This window comes from Qipengyuania profundimaris (assembly GCF_030717945.1).
GTDB lineage: Bacteria > Pseudomonadota > Alphaproteobacteria > Sphingomonadales > Sphingomonadaceae > Qipengyuania > Qipengyuania profundimaris.
The window spans coordinates 46,497-72,276 of record NZ_JAVAIM010000002.1; the positions used below are offsets into that span (position 1 = coordinate 46,497).

Below are 25,780 nucleotides of genomic sequence, written 5' to 3' on the forward strand. Positions count from 1 at the left end.
TTACAGCGCGGCGGCCGCGTCCAGCCGCTCTCGCGCGCGCTCCTCGCCGATCAGCGGCAGAAGCTCGCCCATATCGGGGCCGTGGTCCATCCCCGTCAATGCCTGCCGCAACGGCAGGAACAGCTGCTTGCCCTTGCGCCCGGTCCGCTCCTTGAGCGCGGCAATCAAGTCCTGCCACGGGTCCTCGCTCCAGCTCAGCGCCTTTGCGGCCTCGCCTAGGTAGAGGCGATCCTCATCCGAGAATTCCGGCGAGTCGATCGGGCCGGTCACCAGGCGCCACCATTCCGACGCTTCGCCGACATGCGAGAGATTCGGCCGAATGGCATGCCAGCCCGCTTCGTCCATTCCCTCGGGCAGGCGATGCGCGACTTCGGCAAAGTCGAGCTGGTGTACCAGAGCCGCATTGATCCGCTCCAGCTCCGCATCGTCGAAACGCGCCGGGGCACGGCCGAAGGTCGAAAGGTCGAATGTCTCCAGCAGCACCTGCCGATCCGCGATCGGTTCGACCGGGAGCGATGTGCCGAGCCGGGCCAGCAGCGCGATCACCGCCTGCGGCTCGATGCCCTGCTCGCGAAAGGCATCGCAGCCGAGCGAGCCAAGCCGTTTGGACAGCTTGCCTTCGCGTCCGATCAGCAATGCCTCATGCGCGAACCGCGGCATTTGCTGCGTCGGGTATTGCGCAGCAATTAGTGCGGTAAACATCTGTATTTGCACGGCAGTATTGCTGACATGGTCTTCGCCCCGCAGCACATCCGTGACGCCCATATCGAGATCGTCGACCGCGCTCGGCAGCATGTAGAGCCAGCTGCCGTCCGCGCGCCGGATAACCGGATCGGACAGCTGCGCAGGATCGAATTTCTGTGCGCCACGTACGCCATCGTCCCACGCGATGGGCTGATCATGGTCGAGCTTGAAGCGCCAGTGCGGTACCGCGCCCTTCGCCTCCTTCGCCGACCGCTCCGCATCGCTCATCGCCAGCGCGGTGCGATCGTAGATCGGCGGCAGTCCGCGGCCGAGCTGGACCTTGCGCTTCAGTTCCAGTTCCTGCGCGGTCTCATAGGCGGGATAGACGCGCCCCGCATCCTTCAGCGCCTCGAACGCCGCTTCGTATATCGCGAGCCGCTGCGACTGCCGCTCCTCGCCATCCGGTTCAAGACCGAGCCACGCAAGGTCGGCGCGGATCGTGTCGACATATTCCTCGCGGCTGCGCTCCGCATCGGTGTCGTCGATCCGCAGCAGGAATTTGCCACCCGCCTTCTTCGCCAGCATCCGGTTGTGCAGCGCGGTGCGGATATTGCCGACATGCAGGCGGCCGGTCGGCGACGGCGCGAAACGGGATGTAATGGTCATGACCGAGCCGATAGCCGAGGCTGGCGGGCTTTACGAGAGGTCAGGCGACGCGGCCTTCGCGCTTGCGCAGCACCGCCTCGCGCGCCTTGCGATAATCGACCACATCCGGGCCGTGATCGGTCAGCGCCGCTTCCACCGCTTCGGGCGTCGCGAAGGTTTCCGCTGGAGCCGGCTTGCAGATCAGGAAACCCTGCGCTTCCTGGCAGCCCAGCTTGCGCAGCAGGTCGAGCTGCTCTCGCGTTTCGATGCCTTCCGCCGTGCTCGACATACCGAGCGCATCGGCAAGGCGGGTGATGCTGGAAACGATGGCCTGGCTATCGTTGTCCTCGACGACATGCTCCACGAACTTGCGATCGATCTTGATGCGATCGAATGGGAACCGACGCAGGTAGCTGAGTGAGCTGTATCCGGTGCCGAAATCGTCCAGAGCGATCCGTGTGCCGAGCTCGCGCAGACGCGCAAGCGTTTCCGGGACGCGCTTGCCTTCCTGCATCAGCACATGCTCGGTAATCTCGAATTCGATGCGCCCGGGATCGATACCGCTGGCGTGGATCGCCTGGGCAACCTGGGACACGAGCTGCGGGCTGCGCACCTGTGTCGGCGAAAGATTGATCGCGATGCGGAAATCGCCCGTCCATGGCGCGGTTTCGGCGAGGGCTTGGCGGATCACCCATTCGCCGATCGGGAGGATCAGCCCGGTCGTTTCCGCGAGGTCGAGAAATTCGTTGGGCCCGATCAGGCCGCGATGCGGGTGATGCCAGCGCAGCAGCGCCTCGTATCCGGTGGTCTCCGCGGTATCGAGATCGATCACCGGCTGGTAATGGACGCGCAGCTCGCCACGCGAGAGCGCCTCGCGCAAATCGCTTTCGAGATCGCGCCGCTCTCTCGCTTCGCGATCCATAGCGGGCTCGTACAGCGCTAGTGTGTCGCGTCCCTTGCGCTTAGCTGCGAACAGGGCGAGGTCCGCCCGCCTCATGAGTTCCTGCGCGTCGCACTCACTCTCGCTGCAACGCGCGACGCCGATGCTGGTCGACAGGCGATAGAGGTGACCGTCGACTTCCAGCGGCTCCCGCACGGCGGAAAGGAAACGGTGCGCGCGTTCGATGAGCATGCCCACGCCCGCCCGGCTTTCGAGCAGGATGGCGAACTCGTCCCCGCCCAGCCGCGCCACGATGTCCGATGGACGCACCTCTTCGCCGAGGCGTGCGGCTACCTGACGTAGAACCTTGTCGCCGGTGAGGTGTCCGCGCGTATCGTTGATCGACTTGAAATCGTCCAAATCGAGGTAGAACAGCGCCAGATTGCGGCTGCGGGAGGGTTTGGCCCTCAGTGCATTGCGCAACCGCTCGTCGAACTGGTGGCGATTGGCGAGGCCGGTCAGACTGTCGAAATGCGCCATATAGGCGATCTGCTCTTCCGCTCGCCGGCTGTCGGTAACGTCGCGAGCCACGCCGCTCATCCGGCCATCCTGACGCGGATGGGCGGAGAGCCGCCAGAAGCGCCTTGCACCCTCGACCCTGATCTGGACGAGAAGGTCGCGGAAAGGTTCGCCTGCGGTCAGATAATCGATCAATTGTTGGCGATTGTCGGTCTCGTCGAAATATGCAGCCAAGGGAGTGCCTTCGAGCGCGTCGATATTGCTGCCGAAGGCTGCGGCGAGACGCGGGCCGACATCGCGCAAATTGCCGTTGGGCCCGACGGTCCACAGCCAGTCGGTCGTGTGCTCCTGATAGTCGTTGAGCAGCATGCGCACGGTTTCTTCGGCCTCGCGCCGATCGATCTCGGAGCGGACCGATCGCTTGAAGTTGCGCTCGTATAGCCAGACCGCCGCGAGCAGCACGGCGCCGAAGGTGCCGATCAGCAGGAAGGTCGGCCAGCTTCTCCATCCGGCGACGAGGAAAGCACACCAGCCGAATGCGCCGGACAGGGCGAGAATGTGAAACGTTGCCGCGCGGGGGCTGCCGCGGTGAACGATCAGTGTCGCGCAATAGACCGCAGTCGCGATGATCCCGAGAACCGACATCTCGCGGGGGCCCGCGACCGGCGTAAGGTAGGGGAAGATCGCCATCCAGCCGGCCGTGATCAGGCCCTGCGTGAACTGGATCAGCCTCCATCGACGCTGCAATCGCGCGAGCGGCGCCTCGTCGAGTTGCATCCGGACGAAGAGCGCTGCGAGCAGACCGACGAACAGGAACTGAACCGCCGCCCAGGCGACCAGAGATATCGGCGAGACGTCGTCGGAAAATATGAAGGCGATGACGAAAACGGCGAAGAAGGACGGCACCAGCAAGATGGCCGCGCCGCTGCGCGCATCCGCCAGCCGCCAGCGCAGGCTCAGCGCCTGCACAAGGGTCTTGCCCGAATATGTCATCGGCCTGTCAAGCGCGCCACTCCTGCCCCCGGACGTCTCGCTTCCCATGTAGTCGAGACACTATGCGCCAGTTTTCCACCGATTCCAACAGCTTCTCCACACTCACCCGAAAAGGCCGTTTGCGGCATCGAAAAAGCCCCGCGGATCGCTCCGCGGGGCCTTCAAGATTTGATGGATGACCGGTCGGCTTATTCGCCGTCCTTGGCATCCTCGTTCAGGTATTTGCCCGCATCGGCATCGGTGCCGTGGGTTTCGCCTTCCATGGTCGCCAGCGGATCGTCGCCGATCGCTGCTTCCGGCCCCTGCTCGAGTTCGGCTTCGTGCTCTTCCTCGGCAGTGTTGGCGGCGATGATCGCTTCCTGTGCCTTCTTCCACTGTGCGCGCAGGGCAGCGTCGCGACTGGAGGCGGTGATGCGCATCCGGTTCATGCCCGCGCCGGTACCGGCGGGGATGAGACGGCCCACGATCACATTTTCCTTCAGACCGATCAGCGTGTCCTTCTTCCCTTCGACCGCCGCCTGCGTGAGCACGCGGGTGGTTTCCTGGAAGGAAGCGGCCGAGATGAACGAACGCGTCTGGAGCGAGGCCTTGGTGATGCCCAGCAGGATCGGCGTACCGGTTGCCGGCTGCTTGCTCTTGGTGAGCTTGGCATTTTCTTCGGCCAGTTCCTCGGCATCGACCTGTTCGCCCGGCAGCAGCACGGTATCGCCGCCATCGGTGATCTCGACCTTCTGCAGCATCTGGCGAACGATCACCTCGATGTGCTTGTCGTTGATCTTCACGCCCTGCAATCGGTAGACTTCCTGGATTTCGTTGACGAGATATTCGGCCAGTGCCTCCACGCCCAGCACTTCGAGGATGTCGTGCGGGTTGGGCGAGCCGGAAATCAGGGTATCCCCCTTCTTCACGAAGTCGCCTTCCTGCACGTCGATCACCTTGGTCTTGGGGATCAGGTACTCGACTGCATCGCCTTCCTCGGGAACGATCGCGATCTTGCGCTTGGCCTTGTACTCGCGAACGAATTCGATCTTGCCCGAAATCTTGGCGATGATCGAATTGTCCTTCGGCAGGCGGGCTTCGAACAGCTCCGCAACACGCGGCAGACCGCCGGTGATGTCGCGGGTCTTGGCCGCTTCTCGGCTGGCACGGGCAAGGATGTCGCCCGCTTCGACCTGCTGGTTGTCCTCGACCGAGAGAACGGTGCCCGGCGCTAGCATGTAACGTGCATGCTCGCTTTCGTCGCCCGCATCGTTGAACAGGGTCAGGCGCGCGCGCAGGTCCTCGTTCTTCTTGCGGCCCGAGGTCTTCACCTCGGTGACGACGCGCTGGGCGATGCCGGTGGCATCGTCGACGCGTTCTTCCATGGTCGTGCCGTCGATCAGGTCCTGGTATTTCACCACGCCCGAGGTTTCGGTGATGATCGGCAGCGAGAACGGATCCCATTCCGCCAGGCGTTCACCTTCCTTCACCTTGCCGCCATCCTTGTGCATCAGCACGGTACCGTAAGGCACCTTGTGGATTTCGCGCTCACGCCCTTCGGCGTCGATCACGGCCAGCTCGCCATTGCGGGCGAGCGACAAGATGCGGCCCTTCTTGTCGACGATGGTCGGCATGTCGCGATAGACGACCTTACCGTCCGAGATCGCCTCGAGATGGCTCGTTTCATTCAACTGAGCGGCACCGCCGATGTGGAAGGTACGCATGGTCAGCTGCGTGCCGGGCTCACCGATCGACTGCGCGGCGATGACGCCGACAGCCTCGCCGATGTTGACCGGCGTACCGCGAGCAAGGTCGCGGCCGTAGCAGGTGGCGCAGACGCCCTGGTTCGCTTCGCAGACCAGCGGCGAGCGGATCTTGGCGACCTGCACTTCGGCAGCCTCGATTTCCCTCACCATCGGCTCGTCGATCAGCGTACCGGCCTTGACGATCACCTCGTCGGTCGCGGCATTGACGATGTCTTCTGCCGTGGTGCGGCCGAGGATACGTTCGCCGAGCGACGCGATCACGCTGCCGCCTTGCACGATGGCGCGCATTTCGAGCGCGTTCTCGGTCTTGCAGTTTTCCTCGACGATCACGCAGTCCTGCGACACGTCCACGAGGCGGCGGGTCAGGTAGCCCGAGTTCGCCGTCTTCAACGCCGTATCCGCGAGGCCCTTACGGGCACCGTGGGTGGAGTTGAAGTATTCGAGGACGTTGAGGCCTTCCTTGAAGTTCGAGATGATCGGGTTCTCGATGATCTCGCCCGACGGCTTGGCCATGAGGCCGCGCATACCGGCGAGCTGCTTCATCTGCGCCGGCGAACCACGCGCACCGGAGTGGCTCATCATGAAGATCGAGTTGATCTCTGCCTGCACGCCGTCCTTGCCGATCGGGCGGGCCTTGATCTTTTCCATCATGGCGTCGGCCACCTGGTCGCCGCAACGGCTCCATGCGTCGATGACCTTGTTGTACTTTTCCTGCTGGGTGATCAGGCCGTCCTGGTACTGCTGCTCGTAATCGGCAACCAGCGCCTTGGTCTCTTCGACCATGCCTTCCTTTTCTTCGGGGATGATCATGTCATCCTTGCCGAAGGAGATGCCGGCCTTGAACGCGTGGCGGAAGCCGAGCGACATGATAGCGTCGGCGAACAGCACCGTGTCCTTCTGGCCGGTGTGGCGATAGACCTCGTCGATCACGTCGGCGATGTCCTTCTTGGTCAGCAGGCGGTTGACGATGTCGAAGGGGACCTTGTGGTTCTTCGGCAGGCATTCGCCGATCAGCATGCGCCCGGCGGTCGTTTCGAACCGCTTCATGGCGATGTTGCCATCTTCGTCGGCCTGCGGGACGCGGGCGAGGATCTTGGTGTGAAGCGAAACCTGCTTCGTCTCCAGCGCTTGGTGCACCTCTGCCATGTCCGAGAACATCGGCAGCTTCTCGACCTTCTCGCCCTTCTCGTTCTCGACGAATTCGGGCGTCTTCTCCTGCCGTTCCATCGACAGGTAATAGAGGCCCAGCACCATGTCCTGCGAGGGCACGATGATCGGCTTGCCGTTGGCGGGCGAGAGGATGTTGTTGGTCGACATCATCAGGACGCGCGCTTCCAGCTGCGCCTCGAGGCTCAGCGGGACGTGCACGGCCATCTGGTCGCCGTCGAAGTCGGCGTTGAAGGCGGCGCAGACCAGCGGGTGAAGCTGGATGGCCTTGCCTTCGATCAGCACGGGTTCGAACGCCTGGATGCCGAGACGGTGAAGGGTCGGTGCGCGGTTCAGGAGAACCGGGTGCTCGCGAATGACTTCGTCGAGAATGTCCCAGACTTCCTTGCGCTCCTTCTCGACCCACTTCTTCGCTTGCTTGAGGGTCATCGAGAGACCCTTGGCGTCGAGGCGGGCGTAGATGAACGGCTTGAACAGCTCGAGCGCCATCTTCTTCGGCAAACCGCACTGGTGCAGCTTGAGTTCCGGACCGGTCACGATGACCGAGCGGCCCGAATAGTCGACGCGCTTGCCGAGCAGGTTCTGGCGGAATCGGCCCTGCTTGCCCTTGAGCATGTCGGACAGCGACTTCAGCGGACGCTTGTTGGCACCGGTGATGACACGGCCGCGGCGGCCGTTGTCGAACAATGCGTCGACGGCTTCCTGCAGCATGCGCTTTTCGTTGCGGACGATGATGTCCGGCGCGCGCAGCTCCATGAGGCGCTTCAGGCGGTTGTTACGGTTGATCACGCGGCGGTAGAGGTCGTTCAGATCCGACGTCGCGAAGCGGCCGCCGTCCAGCGGCACCAGCGGGCGAAGTTCGGGCGGAATGACCGGGATTACTTCGAGGATCATCCATTCGGGGCGATTGCCCGATTCGATGAAGCTTTCGACGACCTTGAGGCGCTTGATGATCTTGGCGGGCTTGAGCTTCGACTTAGTGGTCGCCAGCTCTTCCAGCAGGTCTTCCTTCTCCTGCTCGAGATCGAGATCCATCAGCATCATCTTGACCGCTTCGGCGCCGATGCTGGCCGAGAAGGCGTCTTCGCCATACTCGTCCTGCGCTTCGAGCAGCTCGTCCTCGGTCAGCAGCTGGAACTTTTCCAGCGGCGTCAGGCCGGGTTCGGTGACGATGTAGCTTTCGAAATACAGCACGCGCTCGAGCTGCTTGAGCTGCATGTCGAGCAACAGGCCGATGCGCGAAGGCAGCGACTTCAGGAACCAGATGTGCGCGACCGGCGCGGCCAGTTCGATATGGCCCATGCGCTCGCGGCGGACCTTGGTCACGGTCACTTCGACGCCGCACTTTTCGCAGACGACGCCCTTGTACTTCATGCGCTTGTACTTGCCGCACAGGCACTCGTAATCCTTCACCGGACCGAAGATGCGCGCGCAGAACAACCCGTCACGCTCGGGCTTGAACGTGCGATAGTTGATCGTTTCCGGCTTCTTGATTTCGCCGAAGGACCACGAGCGAATACGCTCAGGGCTGGCGATGCCGATCTGGATCTCGTCGAAAGTCTCGGGCTTCGCGAGCTGGTTGGTGAATTTGGTCAGTTCGTTCATGACTTTTTCCCTAAACGGGTGAATTCAAATGGGCGGAAGAGCGGTGGGGAGTGTGTGGCTCCCCTATTCCGCCGCGATCGCGAAGGGGTCGTCGTCCTCGTCCTCGTCGCCATGCGACTTGAGTTCGACGTTGAGACCCAGGCTGCGCATTTCCTTGACGAGCACGTTGAAGCTCTCGGGAATGCCGGCCTCGAAGGTGTCGTCGCCCTTGACGATGGCTTCGTAGACCTTGGTCCGCCCGATCACGTCGTCCGACTTCACAGTGAGGATTTCCTGCAGCGTGTAAGCCGCACCGTAGGCCTGGAGTGCCCAGACCTCCATTTCCCCGAAGCGCTGGCCGCCGAACTGCGCCTTACCGCCCAGCGGCTGCTGGGTGACGAGGCTGTAGGGGCCGATCGAACGCGCGTGGATCTTGTCGTCGACGAGGTGGTGCAGCTTGAGCATGTAGATGATGCCAACGGTCACCTTGCGGTCGAAGGCATCGCCCGTGCGTCCATCATACAGCACCGACTGGCCCGAGCTGTGCAGGCCGGCCTTTTCCAGCTCCACAGTCACGTCGCCTTCGCGCGCACCGTCGAACACCGGCGTACCCATCGGGACACCTGCGCGAAGATTGGTGGCGAGTTCGACGATCTCCTCGGTCGAGCGGCTGTCGATGGCGTCGATATACTGCTCGCCATAGACTTCCTTCAGCCGGTCGATCACGGCTTCGGGCGGCTTCGCCTTGGCGTAATCTTCCGAAGCGTTCGGATTGGCCTTCTTCCACTCTTCGAGCTGCTCGCCGATCTGCATGCCCAGGTTACGGGCCGCCATGCCGAGGTGCGTTTCAAAGATCTGCCCGACGTTCATGCGCGATGGCACGCCCAGCGGGTTGAGCACGATGTCGACCGGGGTGCCGTCCTCCAGGAACGGCATGTCCTCGACCGGCAGGATGCGCGAAATCACGCCCTTGTTACCGTGGCGGCCGGCCATCTTGTCGCCCGGCTGCAGCTTGCGCTTCACCGCGACGAAGACCTTGACCATCTTGAGCACGCCCGGGGCGAGCTCGTCGCCGCGTTCGAGCTTTTCCTTGCGGTCCTCGAACTTCTCTTCGATCGTCTTGACGGCTTCGTCGTACTGCGACTTGACCGCTTCGAGCTGCTGCTGGCGACCATCGTCGGCAACGGCGAACTTGAACCACTCGTGCTTGTCGACGCCCTCGAGAACTTCCTCGGTGACCTCGGTGCCCTTCTTCACGCCCTTCGGCGCCGCCGAAGCGGTCTGGCCAAGCAGCATGTCGCGCAGGCGGTTGTAGGTCGCGCGGTTGAGGATGGCGCGTTCGTCGTTCGCATCCTTGCGGAGACGTTCGATTTCCTCGTTCTGGATGGCGCGCGTACGATCGTCGATCTCGATGCCGTGGCGGTTGAACACGCGCACTTCGACGACAGTCCCGGCCACGCCCGGCGGCAGGCGGAGCGAGGTGTCGCGCACGTCGCTGGCCTTTTCGCCGAAGATGGCGCGCAGGAGCTTTTCTTCCGGCGTCATGGGGCTTTCGCCCTTCGGCGTGATCTTGCCGCACAGGATATCGCCCGGGTGCACTTCGGCGCCGATGTAAACGATGCCCGCCTCGTCGAGGTTGCGCAGGGCTTCCTCGCCGACATTCGGAATGTCGCGGGTGATGTCCTCGGGGCCGAGCTTGGTGTCGCGAGCCATGACTTCGAATTCCTCGATATGGATCGAGGTGAAGACGTCGTCCTTCACGATACGCTCGGAGATGAGGATACTATCCTCGTAGTTGTAGCCGTTCCAGGGCATGAAGGCGACGAGGCTGTTGCGGCCCAGCGCCAGCTCGCCGAGATCGGTCGAGGGGCCGTCGGCGATGACGTCGCCGGCCGAAACCGTCTCGCCCACCTTCACCAGCGGACGCTGGTTGATGCAGGTGTCCTGGTTCGAACGCTGGAATTTCTGCAGCGTGTAGATGTCCACGCCCGACTGGCCGGGTTCGACATCGCCGATCGCGCGGATCACGATACGGGTCGCGTCGACCTGGTCGACGATCCCGCCGCGGGTCGCGGTGATGGCCGCGCCGCTGTCGCGGGCCACGGTCTCTTCCATGCCGGTGCCGACCCAGGGCGCTTCCGCCTTCACGAGTGGCACAGCCTGGCGCTGCATGTTCGAGCCCATGAGCGCGCGGTTGGCGTCATCGTTTTCCAGGAACGGAATGAGCGATGCCGCGACCGAAACGAGCTGCTTGGGGCTGACATCCATCAGCGTGATCTGCTCGTTCGGCGCCATGAGGTTGTCACCGTCGTGGCGGGCCGAAACCAGCTCTTCCACAAAGCTGCCGTCGTCGGTCAGCTCGGCCGAAGCTTGCGCGACCGTGTGCTTCTGCTCTTCCATAGCCGAGAGATAGATCACCTCGTCGGTCACCTTGCCGTCCACGACCTTGCGGTACGGCGTCTCGATGAAGCCGTACTTGTTGACGCGGGCGAAGGTGGAGAGCGAGTTGATCAGACCGATGTTCGGGCCTTCCGGCGTTTCGATCGGGCAGATGCGGCCGTAATGCGTCGGGTGGACGTCGCGCACTTCGAAGCCGGCGCGCTCGCGGGTCAAGCCGCCCGGGCCGAGCGCTGAGACGCGGCGCTTATGGGTGACTTCCGAGAGCGGGTTGGTCTGGTCCATGAACTGCGAAAGCTGGCTGGAGCCGAAGAACTCGCGCACGGCAGCCACGGCTGGCTTGGCGTTGATGAGGTCGTTCGGCATCACCGTGCTGACGTCGACCGAGCTCATGCGCTCCTTCACGGCGCGTTCCATGCGCAGCAGGCCGACGCGGTACTGGTTTTCCAGCAGCTCGCCGACCGAGCGGACACGGCGGTTGCCGAGGTTGTCGATGTCGTCGACGTCGCCCTTGCCGTCCTTGAGGTCGACGAGTTCCTTGACCACGGCGAGGATGTCTTCCTTGCGCAGCGTGGTGACGGTGTCTTCGGCATCGAGGTCGAGGCGCATGTTGAGCTTGACGCGGCCGACGGCCGACAGGTCGTAACGCTCGCCATCGAAGAACAGGCCTTCGAACAGCGCTTCGGCGGTTTCCTTGGTCGGCGGTTCGCCGGGGCGCATGACCTTGTAGATCGCTTCGAGGCCCTCGTCGCGATTCTCGGCCTTGTCGACCTTCAGCGTGTTGCGGATCCACGGGCCGGTGGTGACGTGGTCGATATCGAGCAGATCGACGGCGTCGACACCCGCAGCGTCCAGCGCTTCGAGGTTCTCGGCGGCGACTTCGTCACCCGCTTCGATGTAGATGCGACCGGTCTTCTCGTCGATCATGTCGCGCGCAGCGTAGCGTCCGAAGATTTCCTCGGTCGGCAGCAGCAGCGTGGCGAGACCGTCCTTGGCAGCCTTGTTGGCGGCACGCGGGCTGATCTTCTGGCCGGCGGGGAACACTTCCTCGCCCGTCTTGGCATCGACCAGCGGAAAGGCCGGCTTCTGGCCGCGCCAGTTTTCGGCGACGAACGGAATTTCCCACCCGTCCTTGGCGCGCTTCCAGCTGACGATGTCGTAGAAGTGGTGGAGGATGTCCTCGCTATCGAGGCCCAGCGCATAGAGCAGCGCGGTGACCGGCAGCTTGCGCTTGCGGTCGATACGCACGTTCACGATGTCCTTGGCGTCGAATTCGAAATCGAGCCAGCTGCCGCGATAGGGAATGATGCGGGCGGCGAACAGCAGCTTGCCCGAGCTGTGCGTCTTGCCACGATCATGGTCGAACAGGACGCCCGGCGAACGGTGCATCTGCGATACGATCACGCGCTCGGTACCGTTGACGATGAAGGTGCCGTTGCCCGTCATCAGGGGCATGTCGCCCATGTAGACGTCCTGCTCCTTGATATCGAGGACCGAGCGGGTTTCGGTTTCCTGGTCGACTTCGAAGACGATCAGGCGCAGTGTGACCTTCATCGGCGCGGCATAGGTGATGCCGCGCTGGCGGCATTCGACGATGTCGTACTTCGGCGGTTCGAGTTCGTAATGGACGAAATCGAGTTCGGCAGTGCCGGCGAAGTCGCGCAACGGGAAGACCGAACGCAGGGTCTTTTCCAGTCCCGAAACATGGCCCGCATCTTTGTCCGAACGCAGGAACTGTTCGTAGCTCTCGCGCTGGACCTCGATCAGGTTCGGCATGTCGACGACTTCGTGGATGTCGCCGAAGATCTTGCGGATACGCCGTTTCGCGGTGCCCGACGATGTGTTGCGGGGTGCCTTCGCCTTGGTAGCCATAAAGGTGCTGTGCCTCGTATCAGTGCTGCATCGGCCCGGGAGTGCGAGCCGGAAGTTCATGTCTCATGCGCGTGAGAGCCATACGGGACGCGAAAAGGCCGCAGGACATGCACGCCCGGTCGGGCGGCGGCTGCAGCTCTTCAAGAACGTCGCGATATGGAAACGCCGCTTCCATCCTGGTTCCGATCCCCGCGCATGAATCGGACTCGCTCGAAGCGGTCGGTCGAGAGGGCATATAGGGAGCCACCGGCGTAGGGTCAAGCGGCGGACGCTCCGACAGGCATATCGTTTTTCGATATTATCGATTGACGATAAGGACGAATCGGCTCATATTGAAAATCGATAAGGGAGATTCGCTCATGTTCGGAACCACCATCTGGCTGTTACGCATCGCAAACTGGCTCAACTGGATCGGAGCGGGGCTTTTCACATTGCTCCTCGCCGCCCTGCTGATTGCGACCGAGCACTTCTATCCAGCCATTACGCAGGCCTTCGAAGTGCGAGGGCAGCAGGCGGTCGAGGCCGTGTGGACATGGCTTGTGTCGGCATGTGCTCTCGTCGTGCCGATGGCGGTTTGCATCCATCTGATCTTCATCCGCCTAATCGCCTTGCTCCAGGACGCGGCCGAGGGTCGGGCATTCAGCGAGTTGAACGCCAAGCGCCTCATGATCGTCGGCTGGGTGCTGCTGATCGTCAACATTCTCGACCTCGTATTCGGCCAGATTTCGATCTGGGCGAGCGAAGCCAGCGGCGAGTATTTCGGCTGGACTTTCTCGCTTACAGGCTGGTTCGCCGTGCTGCTGCTGTTCCTGCTTGCGCGGGTCTTCCGCGAAGGCGCGGCGATGCGCGAAGATCTGGAGGGCACCGTCTGATGCCAGCCGAAGACACCCACGCCATTGCGGTCCGGCTCGACGAGCTGCTGCAGGATCGCGGCATGACGCTGACCGAACTGTCCGAGCGCATCGGCCTGACGCTCGCCAACCTCTCCATCCTCAAGACCGGCAAGGCGAAGGCGATCCGCTTCTCCACGTTGGAGGCGATCTGCCGCGAACTGCAGTGCCAGCCGGGCGATCTTCTGACTTACGACAAATCCAAGGGGGACAAACGATGAAGGCCTTTCTGACCGCCTTTCGCGACGTGCATCGCCGCAGCCTTTCCTTCGCTGCCGCCCTGCCGCTCGTTTTCGCAATCCCGCTGGTCGCCGAATTCGTCCAGCACGTGATCGAGATGCAGATCGGCATGTATGACGGCGTGGAAGGCGCCAAGGCCGCGGAACACGATCCGGCGCGCATGTGGTTCGGCTTGGCCAAGGTCGCCGCGCTAAACGTCATCGGCTATTTCGTCATCCGCTGGCTGCATTCGGGCGGCGACCGCGCTTTCGCGCTCGCCCTGCCGCGCAAGGCGGTCAAGCTTTTCGGCCTCGTGCTGGCGCTGAGCCTGTTTCTCGCCTGGCTTTCGCTGTTCGTCTGGACCGATGGCTACATGAGGACCGGGTTCTTCGTCTTTTCCCTGATCTTCATGCCTTTGATCGTGCGGTTCGTAGTGGCGGCACCGCTGGGCATTCTCGTCACGCCGCTGGAATCGATCAAGGTCATGGCAAGCGACGCACTGTTCGCGATCGCCTTCTCGACTGTCGCGATCCTGCCACTCATGGCGATACACTACGCCCTGGGCATCGGCGCGATATTCGTCGAAGGGGACGGGCTGAAGTGGGCGCTGCTGATCCTCGACAGTTTCGTCACCGCACTGCTCGGTATCGTCATGGTCGCGGCACAGTACACCATCGCCACCCGGCCTGCGCCGATCGAAGGCGCTGCAGCGGGAACATCGGCCCGTTGAGGCCATTTCCACTGCAAACCTACGGAGACAGATCATGAAAACATCCGCCCTTCTCGCCACCCTCCCCCTGACCATCGCGCTGGCCGCCTGCGGAGAAGCACCCGACGGGGGAGACACGGCAGACCTCGCGCCCGATGCCGTGACGGCAGGAACCGGCGAGACGACCGACGACACGTATCAGCCGGGCGAGGACGGCCCTTTGCAGAACGACGTCGTGCCCGCCGACGAAACCATGGAGCCGATGGACGAGCCCCCCGTCATGGACGAGGACATGGGCACCCCTCCCGCGGAATAATCGAGAGTCCGGCGAAACGCGCTTTCGCTTGACACGCTGCCAGAAAAGCTTAGAGGCCCGCCCCCGAAGGCGGGTCTCTTTGTATCCGCCCTCATCCGTCCGAGACAGTTGGTGACCGGAATTGGCCGGTCTTAATTTCCAGCCTAGACGGGGAAAAGAGATTTTCCGGTGGGCCATGCGCTCGCCGTTTCGCGTCAGGAACTCCAAGCAGTCCGGCGCACTCCTTCCCCCATCAACGGACTCGCCCGTGTTGCTTAGGTGGCATGGACAAACGTAGCCGGTCGCTGCGGGTTCGCCCGTTGCGGCCATAGTGAAGGAGTATGGCATGGATCGTTCGCAAAAAGCCGACGCGGTCGCCCAGCTCAGCGATGTCTTCAACCAGGCAGGCGTGGTCGTCGTGACCCGCAACCTGGGCCTTACGGTCGCCCAGTCGACCGAACTGCGTACGAAGATGCGTGAAGCCGGTGCGTCCTACCAGGTCGCGAAGAACCGTCTCGCCAAGCTCGCCCTGAAGGACACCGACTATGCGGGAATCGAAGAATTCCTGAATGGTCCGACCGCCCTCGGTTATTCCGAGGATCCGGTTGCTGCGGCGAAAGCCGTGGTGGAGTTCGCCAAGACCACCGACAAGATCGAAATCGTCGGCGGTTCGATGGGCGCAACGAAGCTCGACGAAGCTGGGGTCAAGGCACTCGCCTCGATGCCGAGCCTCGACGAACTGCGTGGCAAGATCGTGGGTCTCGTCAACGCCCCGGCAACGAAAATTGCCCAGGTCGTCAACGCACCCGCAGCCAAGCTCGCCCGCGTTTTCGGTGCCTATGGCGCCAAGGAAGCCGCGTAAGAGCTGGTTCTCGCAACGAACACATATTCATCGGGGTCGATCCGGTCGGACGCCCCGGCCTATTATTTGGAGTGAAACATCATGGCCGATATCGCCAAGCTTGTTGAAGAACTGTCGAAACTGACCGTCATGGAAGCCGCCGAGCTCGCTACGGCGCTCGAAGAAGAGTGGGGCGTCAGCGCCGCCGCTGCTGTTGCCGTTGCCGGCCCCGCCGCTGGCGGTGGTGACGCTGGTGCCGCAGCCGAAGAAAAGGACGAATTCGACGTCGTCCTGACCGGCGACGGTGGCAAGAAGATCCAGGTCATCAAGGAAGTCCGTGCCATCACCGGCCTGGGCCTGACCGAAGCCAAGGCTCTTGTCGAAGGCGCGCCCAAGCCGCTCAAGGAAGGCGTCAACAAGGCGGAAGCCGAAGAAATCAAGGGCAAGATCGAAGCAGCCGGCGGTACCGTCGAGCTCAAGTAAGCTTCTTTCTTACTTTCGAAATCGAGGAAGGGCGGTGCCAGCGATGGCGCCGCCCTTTTTCGATTCGCATGCCACCCGGGCGTTGGCCGCACGTGGTTTCCCTACAATACGGTCCCGGCGAGCCGGAGACAGCTCCCTCAGGGCAAACGCCCGTTAACCAAGACCGGAAACCGTAGATTGACGATGGCGACCTAATCCATGCTGCATGGAAAAGCGCCTCACCTTTCCGAACCGCAAGGTCATCGCCACGCTCGGCCTCGGGCTCTCGGCTTGGATGACTGCCGCTCCGGCGACGGCACAGGTCTATGCGCCGATGATCCTTCCCGCCCTGAGTTCGGCCTTGTCGACGGGCGTGTGTCCGGTTGCAGCGTCCGCGTCCCTCGCATCGTCTGGACCGACCGGTACGGGGGTTTCGAAGGCATCCGCGATCCTCGGCGGTGCGTCCAGTGCGCTCGAAACGATCCGCGCACGGCAGGATGGGTTCGAAACGATGGGCCCTTTGATGCCGGGGGCGGGAACGGCCGAACCGCCGGTCGAAACGATGTCCACCACGGCAGCCCTGGCCCTTCCCCCCATGGCAGAATGCGCTTCTAGCCCAGGGACGGCGCTCGCCAGACTGGCGCAGCTTTCTTCACCCATTGCCGACACAAGCCTGCCGGGAGCGAACGACTTCCTCGCCAGCCGCCGGGTGCCGATCGCAACGACCAATTTCGACGCCTCGTGGGACCGGGTGAACCGCGAACGCGGTTCCGTGGGTCGCTCGGCGCGCCAGTTGCTCGGACAGTCCGAGGGACTCGAGGACAAACTCGCTATCGTCAACCGCTGGGTCAACCAGCGGATCGCCTACAGGGAAGATAGCGATCTGTTCGGGCAGGCCGACTATTGGGCCGGACCCCGCCAGACTCTGCGCCTCGGCCAGGGCGATTGCGAAGATTACGCTCTTTTGAAGATGCACATGCTCGCCGCAGCCGGTGTGCCGCGCGAGGACATGTTCCTGACCATCACGCGGGATCTCGTGCGCCGGGCCGATCATGCAGTGCTGATCGTGCGAACTGCGGACGGGTTCCGCATGCTCGACAATGCGAGCGACGCCGTTCTCGACGCCAGTTCCGCCAACGACTACCGGCCGGTTTTGAGCTTCAGCGGCCGCAAGAGCTGGCTGCACGGCTATTGATCGCCCGCGTCACCGTTCGGTCATCGCCCGGTCCAGGGCCTTGTTTACCGGCTTGAACAGGTAGGTCAGGATGCTGTGGCGTCCGGTAATGATCTCCACGTCACAGATCATGCCGGGCACGATCGGCAGGCGCTGGCCATTCTTGACGATGAACGACCGATCGGTCTCGATGACCACGGTATAGTAAGCTTCGCGTTCGGCCTCGTCGTAGATGCTGTCGGCCGAAACCTGCTGCACCTTGCCGCGCAGCCCGCCGTAGATCGAGAAATCATAGGCGGTGACCTTTACGTTCGCGCGATCGCCGACCTTGATGAAGGCCCGATCGCTCGGAGCGATACGCGCTTCTACCAACAGCTTGTCGCCAACCGGCACGACTTGCATGATCTTCTCGCCCGCATTCACGAACCCGCCGACCGTGGTAATCTGGACGTCGTTCACGATCCCGTCGGCAGGTGCGCGCAGTTCGTTGCGCTGCTGGCGCGCTGCGGCGCCGCGGATCGATTCCTCATTGACCGCGAGGCGCGTGGTGACTTCGCTGCGTTCGGCAAGCGCCTGCTGGCGAAAATCGAGCCGTGCCTGGCTGAGATCCGCCTGCGCCTGCCGGATCGCGGCCGAAGACCGGCCCACGGCCTGCCGGGCCGCAGCCAGCCGGCCCTGGGTGTCGACGAGATCCCTTTGCGCCTGGATCAATTCGGTTTGCGGGACGATATTCTTCTGCGCCAGCGGCTCCAGCATCTGCACCTGTTCGCGCGCAAGACGCACGCTGTTTTCCAGGGCCGACGCAGTCGCCTGCGCTTCCTGCAAATCGCGGCGGCGCTGTTCGATCGCCGAGCCTAGTGCGCTTTCGCGCGCCCTGGCAGTCGCGGTGCGCACCTGTTGCAGCCGTCGTTCTTCGGCGCACAGGCCGCCCGCCTCGCATCCGGCCGCACCGCCCGATGCTTCGTTCTCCAGCCGCTGGGCCCGCGCAGCAAGCCTGCGGTTTTCCTCTTCGAGCTCGCCCAAGGCGGAAGCCGACTGGGTATCGTCGAGCCGGACGAGGAGGTCGCCTTTGCTGACCGACTGCCCTCCACGGACCAGAATCTCCGAGATGACGGCCGGTTCGGCCGGCTGGACAAGCTGCGCCTTGCTCGACGGAATGACCTTGCCGGTACCACGAGTGATCTGTTCGACCTGAGCGAAGGCCGACCATGCGAAGAGCAGCAATATCCCGACGGCGGCAATCGCGATCAGGCGCTGCGGCGCATCCAGGCCCGCGAAGCGTTGGCGCAGGCCGCTCATTCCCCGCCTCCCGCGCCCATCGGCTCGACTGAATTGCCTGCCTGCCCTGCAAGAGTGGCGCGATAGCCCGCGCTGGCGGAAACGGGATCGGGAATGCTCAGTGTCCAGCCCGTCGTCGTATCGAGCCGCCCGCCCACATCCGAAGCCGCGTGCCGATCGGTTACATCGGGCGAAACCGTGGTGCCGGGGACCAGATCATGCGCGATCTCTGCGCCCGCTTCTTCCTCGCTCGCGAAGCGGTCGCGAAGCCGCGCGAAATTCACCGTGGGTATAGCCTCGCGGCCCGACCAGGCACGGTTGAAAGCCATTGCCGAGCCCGCCCTGCCGGGGAAACGGTAGAATATGTGCCGGCCGATCTGCCGGATCTTGCCGAGGGTGAACGCCCAGCGCGGCACGACGTAATCGGCATGATAATGCGTTGCGGTGCCGACTTCGGGAGCCCTGCCGCCATCGAGCATCTCCCGGGCGATCCGCCTGGCCGATGCCCAGTGGCTCGCCATCGGTTGGCGCAGCAACGACCCGTCGCAAGTGAAGCTGAACTGGCAGACCGGGCGCGACACCCCTTCGTAGACTACGCCGCAAACACTGTTCGGGTAGGCCGGGTGCGCCACGCGATTGAGAACGACCTGCGCCACGGCACGCTGCCCCGAAACCGGTTCCAGCGCCGCTTCGTAATAGATCGCCTGCGCGAGGCATTTCTCGGCCGTTGCGAGACTGCCCGCAGCCATGTCCCGGCGCGATATGTGGCCGGGCTGCTCGAGCCGCAATCTGGCCAGCGGGATCGCCGCGTTGCGGGCCTCCGCGCTTTCGGCCGAGACGCTTAGCGGCTGGTCCTCGCCGGTCGACATCTGGGCGATATCGCCGACGTCCGGCACCTGAGCCAGCTCCATGGCCTGCGCTTTTTGCGGCAGAGGTGCGATTGAAGGCGCTGCGGCCAGCAGGCATCCGGCCACCACGGTCAAGATGCCGCCGATGCGCGCGATGGGGAGGGACGTCACGCCGGATCCCCTTTCGCCAACTCGGACCCGGCCTGCTTCAAGACGTCCTGTACCGGACCGTCCGCAACGATCTTGCCTGAATCGAGCACGATAAGCCGGTCGCAAATGGAAAACAGGGCCGGCCGGTGGGTCGCGATGATCAGCGTCTGATCCGGTGCCAGCGCCTTGCCGAGCCGCTCTACCAGTAGCTTTTCCGTGTGGCTGTCCATCGCACCGGTGGGTTCGTCTAAGAACAGGACCTCGGCATCGGTGACGAGGGCGCGGGTCAGCGCCATGAAGGCACGCTGACCGCCCGAAAGCATGCGGCCATCCTCGCCCACGGGGCGGTCGAAGCCGCCTGCGTCGCGAGACAGGAACATGTCGGCCCCGGTTTTGCGCATTGCCTCGATCAACCGCTCGTCGGCTATGCCGGGATCGGAGATGGCCAGATTGTCCTTGATCGATCCGGTGAACAGCACCGCATCCTGGCCGACGAAGCGCAAGGCCTGCCGCAGCAATTCGGGCCTGAACTGCCGGGCGTCGATGCCGTTCAGCAGCAGGGCGCCGTCGCTTGGCGGGTATAGCCCGCAGACGACCCTGCCCAGCGTCGACTTGCCCGAAGCGACCCGCCCCACGATGGCGATTTTTTCCCCGGGCGTGATCGTCAGATCGATCCCCGAAAGGGCGGACTGTGCCGTGCCTTCGTAGGCGAACGAGAGGTCTTCCAGCCGGATCGTCGGCTTCTCCAGAGCTCCCAGCGCCAGGCTACTGCCCTGCTTGCGCTCGTCCCCCCCTTCGAAAAGCTTTTCGATACTGTCGAGCGCTTCCTGCGCCTGGCGGCCACGGGTCAGCAGGTAGGCAATCTGGCCTGCGGGCGCGAGCGAACGGGATGAAAGCATCACGATGGCGATGATCGCGCCCATCGTGATGTCGCCATTGGCGAACAGGTAATAACCGCCGACGATCAGCGATACGGTCGAAACCTGCTGGAAGGTCTGGGCCAGGCCGACCGCCAGCGAATTGATATCGCGCAGACGTTGCTGGGAGTGGCTGCCGATATCCGCCAGCTTGTGCCAGCGCGACAACATCGTCCCCTCGCCCGAAACGCTCTTCAACGTCTCCATGCCGGCGAGCGATTCCACCAGCATCGTCTGCTGGAGACCGTAATCCGCCTGCGCGTCCCGCGCCGCGTCGACCACCTTGCGCTGAAGCACGTAACCCGCCCCCAGCATCGCGAGAATGATCGTTAGCGGGACCAGCGCGAGCCAGCCGCCGATAATGGCGATCACACCCACGAAAACGAACAGGAACAGCACGTCGATGACCATGACCAACGTGGTCGAGGCGAAGAAGTCCCTGACGATCGCGAATTCGGACACGCGCGCAGCGAGCGATCCGGTGTGCCCTTTTCGCTCTTGCAGCGGGGAAGCAAGCAGGCGGCCGAAGATCTTTTGCGACAGCTTGAGATCGAGGCGACGAGCAGTCTGGTCGACGACTGCGGTCCGGGCCCGGCGCAGGAAGAATTCGAGGCCGAAGGCCAGAACCACGCCGACGGCCAGAACCCAGAGCGTCTCGGCCGCGCGGTTCGGGATCACGCGATCATAGACGTTCATGGTGAAGATCGGCAGCGCGATGGCCAGCAGGTTGATCAGGAACGATGCGAGGAAGACCGGGGCGAAAGACCGCCGCTCCTTGCGCATTTCGGTCCAGAACCAGTGGCCGCGCGCCTTGGCATGCCAGGGCGCCTCGCTTTCGCGAAGCTCGTCCGGATCGCCGAAAATCCGATAGAGCGTCCCGGCATAGCCCTTGGCAAGCCGCGCATGCGCCTCCCATTGTTCCAGCCCCATCCCGGGTCGCCAGACGAGAATCTCACCATCGCGCGCATCGAGCAGGAGGGCGGCTTCTCCATCGGCGAACTTCGCAATGGCGGGGTAGTTGGCGGCCCCGACCGGTAGCTTGCGCGGATTGGCGGGATCGAAATTCAGGCGCGCCAGATCGAGCGCCGCCCCGGCCTGGTGCCAGGGAAGAAAGCCGCGCTCGTTCTTGGGCAGCTGAACGAGCAGCGTGGTGTCGAAAGAGGGGCCGAAGCGGCGCGCGGCTTCGGCGACACACTCGCTGAGCGAGTCTATCTCGACGCCTGCCTCGATTTCCCCCTCTTTGGACATCATCTATCGCCCCGCTCCACCCTCAGCCCGGTTCGACCCGGCGCTGCAATTCCGCAGGAACCGGAGGCCCGAAGTCGAAGCGTTCACGCTCCGCCGCTCCGGCGCCGGCACCCGGCGCGATCTGCAACGCGTCGAGGAAGTTATTTGTAGCAGCAAGGGTCTGATACTGCGCAAACAATTGCGAGAAGCGTGCCGTTTCGAGACGCACCTGCGTGTTGTAACGCGTGTTCTGCGCATCGAGCACATCGAGCAGCGAACGCCTGCCGACATTGAACTGGCTTCTGTAAGACAGAAGGAGGTCGTCGCTGACCTGGCTCTGGCGGTCGAGGGCCTGAACCACCCGCCCCTGCGTTTCCAGCGCCTGCCAGGCGAGGCGAACGTCTTCCTCGGCCTGCCGCTGGCGATCGTGCAAGGCGTAGCGCGCCACGCTGGCCTGACGGATCGTCTCCTGCGCTCGGGCGTATTTGATGCCGCCATCGAAAATATTCCAGCGCATCACGACGCGCCCCTGGATATCGTTGGTCTCGCCGGCAAAACCGTCGATGTCCTCGCCCACGCGCCCTCTTACTTCGAGGCCGACGGTCGGCCAGTAGTCGCCCTCAGCCGACTTCACGAGCGCGTTGGCGGCATCGACGTCCGCCTGCGCTTCGCGAACCAGCGGGTTGCGCAGGCGCGCCTGCCCGACCGCCGTTTCGAGGCCGGGCGGCATCGCCGATGCGAGATTGGGCGGCATGGTTGCGCCTGTCACGTCCAGGCCGGTCAAGCGACGCAGGGTGATAAAGGCGTTCTGCAAACCCTGCAGCGCCTCTTCCTGCTGCACGAGCGCCGCTTGCAGCCGTTCTTCGGCCTGCTGGCGATCCGCGATGCTGATCGATCCCTGCTCCACCCCCTGGCCGAGATCGGCCACGAGGCTGCGATGAAACGCGGCGTTGTCCTGCGATGCAGCGGCAACGCGCTGCTGCAGCAGGACGTCGAGATACTGCCGCGCGACTTGCAGCGCGACGAATTCCGAACGCTCGACGACGCGCAGCGATGCACCGTCGACCCGTGCGGCCTGCCGCAGCAATTCACCGCGCCGCCGACCGAAGTCGAGCACGGTCCACTCGCCGGTGATCCCCGCTTCCAGGGGATAGAGTTCGTCGGAAGCGATACCGAGGGTGCGGCGGGTATTGTTCTCCAGTCGCCGCACTCCGGCAGAGGCCTCGATATCGACCCGCGGGTAGTACAGACCCTGCGCCTGCTCGCGTTCGAACTCGATCGCCTCCTTGTTGAACTGCGCCTGCAGGATTTCCGGGTTGGACTGCATCGCGACGGCGATCGCTTCCTGCATGGTCACGGCCTGGGTGTCGCCGGGCACGGCTTCCACCGCGGCGGTCTGGGCCATCGCTGCGGGCGCCACACCGCCGAGCAGAGCTGCGCCGATGGCTATAAGGGTTGGCTTACGCATGATTTCCCTCCTCCTATTGGTTGACCAGGATTTCGACGCGCCGGTTCTGTAGCTCGCGCACGCCATCGTCCGTCGGCACGCGCGGGTTTTCCTCGCCGCGCGCCGTAGTGTCGATCGATCCGGTCGCGATCCCGCGCGAGCCCAGGAGGCTGGCGACGGCATCCGCACGCCGCTGGGACAGGTCCATATTGTAGGCGTTGCTGCCCGATCGGTCGGCATGGCCGACCACATTGAAAGTGCGCCAGCTGCAAGCGGCCGCATTCTGGGCGACATAATCTGCGATCTGGCTGGCCTCCGTCCCGGGTACGGCGGAATCGAATTCGAAGAAAATCAGGCCGGGCAGTTCGGTGTTGCACGCTTCCGCAGGAGGGGGAGGCGGGGGCGGCGGGGCCATCGCCCGCGTCGTCTGCGTCATGCGCGCATAGGCATCGCGGCATTTGCCGAGCGATACGGAATCCCGAGTCCGCGATTTGAGATAGCCGAGCGCGATACCGCACTGGACCTTGGCTTCGGATGCCCAGATGAACCGCGGGTCATTCGCTTCGACCACTGCAGCGTCATCGGTAAGCGCCAGAGCCGCATCGTAGCGCTGCTGCGTCTCGCCGCGCAGCGACGAGATGTCCCTGTCCTGCCAATTGTCCTGGGCAGCCACGGGCGACGCTGCCAGCGCCAGCATGGCACCGGTGCCCACCACCATGATTTTTGTTCTTGTCATTGTTTCCCCCTGTTTCCTCCGGGATGGTCAGACGTCGGTCGGCGTATTCACCTGGATTTCGGCATCCGGCAGCACGGCCTGGCGTGCCAATCCCCCGACATCGAATTCGACCTGCATCGCCAGCAGGCTCGCCAGATCGTCGAAGCCCGCGGGCCCGGCGCTCTCGAGCGTCGTGATCTCCTCGGCAAAATGCTCGACCAGGCGATCGATCTCGTTCTCTGCCGCGATGTCCGCGATGGCCGGATGGCTGGCGCTGGCGGCTCCGCCTGTTGGAGCTGCAGCGGATGGCGCGGCCATTGCCAGCAAGGCTTCCATCCCCGTCGTGTAATCGCCCAGAGGGATCGCGCTGGCAGCCGGCCCGGCCACCTCGATGCCCGTGTCGTCGTACTGGAAAGCTTGTTCAGCGCCTCGCAGCGCGCTCCCCGCAACTGCCATTGATGGCGCGCCGGAAAGGTCCTGCGCAGACAGCGTGGCGGCGTCGGGAACGACTGGCGCGAATTCCAGGTTCATGCCGGTGCCCAAGCTTGCGGCAGGTGCGAACGGTGCCGGCGCGGTCTCGAACGCGGCCGCCGAGGCGACCGGCTGCAGGCCGATAGCTTCGAACCGGGAATCGCCGGTCGGCAACGCGATATGCGCATCGTGCTCGAACAATTGGTGGTTCATTGCGAGACCGGCAGCGGCTGCTGCCATGGCACCCACACCCGCCTGGCGGGCCATGCCGTGATGCGGCAACGCCAGAGAAAGCGACGCTCCGAACAGCGACGCCCCGGGCATCGCCTCGTCGATATTGGCAGCCAGCAATTGCGCGGCCGCGCTATCGAATTCCGTCAAGGTTTGCGCGCTGCTTGGCACACCGCTCACCGTAGGTGTGGTCGCGGTAATCGTGAGATCCGCCGTGCCGGACACATCTCCGTCGAAATCCACCACCTCGACCGGCACGTCCCAGGTCACCGGGTCGGTCGTGATCGAAGACCCGCCGAACCCGCCGATCTGGAACGGCTCCCCGCCGACATGTTCGTATTCGACGCTGTTGAAGCCATCGTCGGTGAACACGGCGATCTGCGTACCGACCTGCGAATTTCCAGGATCGCCCTCGACATTGTCGACCGTCACCGATCCATCGGCGTTGAACGTCACCACGAAGTCACGACCATTGACGGTATAGGTACCGCTGGTGGTGATCAGGTTCTCGCCGCCCGGCCCCTGATAGCCGACGCCGCGATAGACGATCGAAACGCCCGTAATGGTATCCATCGCTCCGTCACCGACATCGTTCTCGGCGCGAAGGGTATTGGGCGGATCGGTCGGCGACAGGCCGTCGTCGTCATCGAATGCGGAAATTCTGACGCTGGAGCCGCTCGTGCTCTTCAGCAGGGCGAAGGCGCCATTGACCGTGTAGTGATGGTCGAAGTCGAAGTCGCGGTTCGCAGGGCGATCGTAATTGCCCGGACCGTCGGCCGGATTCCCGGTCAGGTCGACTACGAAATCCACTCTGAAGGTCTCTGTCGCTCCGACTGCCGAACCCTGCCCCGGACCACCGCCGACGCCGCCTGCGAAATCGTTGGAGTTGATCGTACCGTCGTCGAGGCCGTTCACCTGGGGTGTCAGCAGCAAATCGAGACTGTCATTGTCGATATCGGTAGTCGCGTCCTCGTTATTGGGGACGAAGCCTGCCCAGCTCGAATTGCCTCCGACGAAATTGTTCGTCAGCGGGTTGAACGTGATGTCGCTGGTGGAATCGATCGTTCCGTCCATGTCGACGCGATAGGTTGCCGTTGCCGGGTCGAGCGTGATTTCGAAAATCACCATGCCGCCGGCAACACCCTGTAGCGTGTGGTCGTCGACGCGATTGTAGATGATCGGCTGGAAACTCGAGGTCAGGCCGCTGTCGGTCCCGTCGATGCTGTCGGGAAACCGGACGGTTCCCGGCCCATCCGCGCCATAATTGTCGGCCAGCGAACCGTCGAGATCGAGCAGGAACGGCCCGCTGATCGGCGCGGGGCCATTCGTCACGCCCGCCGGGCCGCCCGTGACCGCCACCGGACTGTCGTCATCGACCGTCACGGTCAGCGAGCCGGTAGCCGTGACGCTGTCGCCATCG

General features: G+C 63.7%; 16 protein-coding genes and 1 pseudogene. 7 read left to right on the top strand and 10 right to left on the bottom strand.

What is annotated here, in order from left to right; genetic code table 11:
• The 4 genes from gltX to rpoB form a co-directional block, all read right to left on the bottom strand.
• Positions 1-1,350 (bottom strand): glutamate--tRNA ligase, encoded by a 1,350-nt coding sequence (gene gltX / locus Q9K02_RS14325; RefSeq protein WP_305933560.1) that lies wholly within the window; start codon positions 1,348-1,350, stop codon positions 1-3.
• Between the two features lie 40 nt (positions 1,351-1,390).
• Positions 1,391-3,721 (bottom strand): putative bifunctional diguanylate cyclase/phosphodiesterase, encoded by a 2,331-nt coding sequence (locus Q9K02_RS14330; protein ID WP_305933561.1) that lies wholly within the window; start codon positions 3,719-3,721, stop codon positions 1,391-1,393.
• 188 nt (positions 3,722-3,909) lie between these two features.
• On the bottom strand, positions 3,910-8,238 hold the full coding sequence (gene rpoC / locus Q9K02_RS14335; RefSeq protein WP_305933562.1) for a DNA-directed RNA polymerase subunit beta': 4,329 nt from the start codon (positions 8,236-8,238) through the stop codon (positions 3,910-3,912).
• A 63-nt stretch (positions 8,239-8,301) separates the two neighbouring features.
• Entirely contained in the window at positions 8,302-12,486 is a 4,185-nt protein-coding gene (rpoB, locus tag Q9K02_RS14340) for a DNA-directed RNA polymerase subunit beta (RefSeq protein WP_305933563.1), read from the bottom strand.
• 359 nt (positions 12,487-12,845) lie between these two features.
• Between rpoB and Q9K02_RS14345 the strand changes: the two genes are divergently transcribed.
• The 7 genes from Q9K02_RS14345 (at position 12,846) to Q9K02_RS14375 (ending at position 17,097) form a co-directional block, all read left to right on the top strand.
• On the top strand, positions 12,846-13,358 hold the full coding sequence (locus tag Q9K02_RS14345) for a DUF2975 domain-containing protein (RefSeq protein ID WP_305933564.1): 513 nt from the start codon (positions 12,846-12,848) through the stop codon (positions 13,356-13,358).
• Positions 13,358-13,597 carry a helix-turn-helix domain-containing protein gene (locus tag Q9K02_RS14350; protein WP_305933565.1) on the top strand — a complete coding sequence of 80 codons (240 nt, stop codon included), beginning with the start codon at positions 13,358-13,360 and terminating at the stop codon, positions 13,595-13,597. The genes Q9K02_RS14345 and Q9K02_RS14350 overlap by 1 nt, the downstream gene beginning before the upstream one ends.
• Entirely contained in the window at positions 13,594-14,325 is a 732-nt protein-coding gene (locus Q9K02_RS14355) for a hypothetical protein (protein WP_305933566.1), read from the top strand. The genes Q9K02_RS14350 and Q9K02_RS14355 overlap by 4 nt, the downstream gene beginning before the upstream one ends.
• Before the next feature lie 34 nt (positions 14,326-14,359).
• A complete protein-coding gene (locus tag Q9K02_RS14360) occupies positions 14,360-14,620 on the top strand; it encodes a hypothetical protein (RefSeq protein WP_278328847.1) in 261 nt (86 codons plus the stop codon).
• Between the two features lie 325 nt (positions 14,621-14,945).
• Complete coding sequence (gene rplJ, locus Q9K02_RS14365; protein WP_305933567.1) at positions 14,946-15,461, top strand: 50S ribosomal protein L10; 516 nt, start codon at positions 14,946-14,948, stop codon at positions 15,459-15,461.
• Between the two features lie 81 nt (positions 15,462-15,542).
• The gene (rplL, locus tag Q9K02_RS14370) at positions 15,543-15,923 is read left to right on the top strand and encodes a 50S ribosomal protein L7/L12 (protein ID WP_305933568.1); all 381 of its coding nucleotides are present in this window, start codon (positions 15,543-15,545) and stop codon (positions 15,921-15,923) included.
• 205 nt (positions 15,924-16,128) lie between these two features.
• The gene (locus Q9K02_RS14375) at positions 16,129-17,097 is read left to right on the top strand and encodes a transglutaminase-like cysteine peptidase (protein WP_305933569.1); all 969 of its coding nucleotides are present in this window, start codon (positions 16,129-16,131) and stop codon (positions 17,095-17,097) included.
• Between the two features lie 9 nt (positions 17,098-17,106).
• Here the strand turns inward: Q9K02_RS14375 and Q9K02_RS14380 are convergent, their stop codons facing one another.
• From Q9K02_RS14380 to Q9K02_RS14405, 6 genes and pseudogenes are all read right to left on the bottom strand, one after another.
• Complete coding sequence (locus tag Q9K02_RS14380; protein WP_305933570.1) at positions 17,107-18,375, bottom strand: HlyD family type I secretion periplasmic adaptor subunit; 1,269 nt, start codon at positions 18,373-18,375, stop codon at positions 17,107-17,109.
• Positions 18,372-19,373, bottom strand: a complete 1,002-nt coding sequence (locus Q9K02_RS14385; protein WP_305933571.1) for a cell wall hydrolase — start codon at positions 19,371-19,373, stop codon at positions 18,372-18,374. The genes Q9K02_RS14380 and Q9K02_RS14385 overlap by 4 nt, the downstream gene beginning before the upstream one ends.
• Positions 19,370-21,520 (bottom strand): ABC transporter transmembrane domain-containing protein, encoded by a 2,151-nt coding sequence (locus Q9K02_RS14390; RefSeq protein WP_305933572.1) that lies wholly within the window; start codon positions 21,518-21,520, stop codon positions 19,370-19,372. The genes Q9K02_RS14385 and Q9K02_RS14390 overlap by 4 nt, the downstream gene beginning before the upstream one ends.
• Positions 21,521-21,539: 19 nt before the next feature.
• Positions 21,540-22,964: a TolC family protein gene (locus Q9K02_RS14395; protein WP_305933573.1), complete on the bottom strand. Its 1,425-nt coding sequence runs from the start codon at positions 22,962-22,964 to the stop codon at positions 21,540-21,542.
• 13 nt (positions 22,965-22,977) lie between these two features.
• The gene (locus Q9K02_RS14400; RefSeq protein WP_278328839.1) at positions 22,978-23,679 is read right to left on the bottom strand and encodes an OmpA family protein; all 702 of its coding nucleotides are present in this window, start codon (positions 23,677-23,679) and stop codon (positions 22,978-22,980) included.
• Positions 23,680-23,706: 27 nt separating this feature from the next.
• A pseudogene (locus Q9K02_RS14405) lies at positions 23,707-25,780 on the bottom strand (hypothetical protein); the annotation flags it as partial.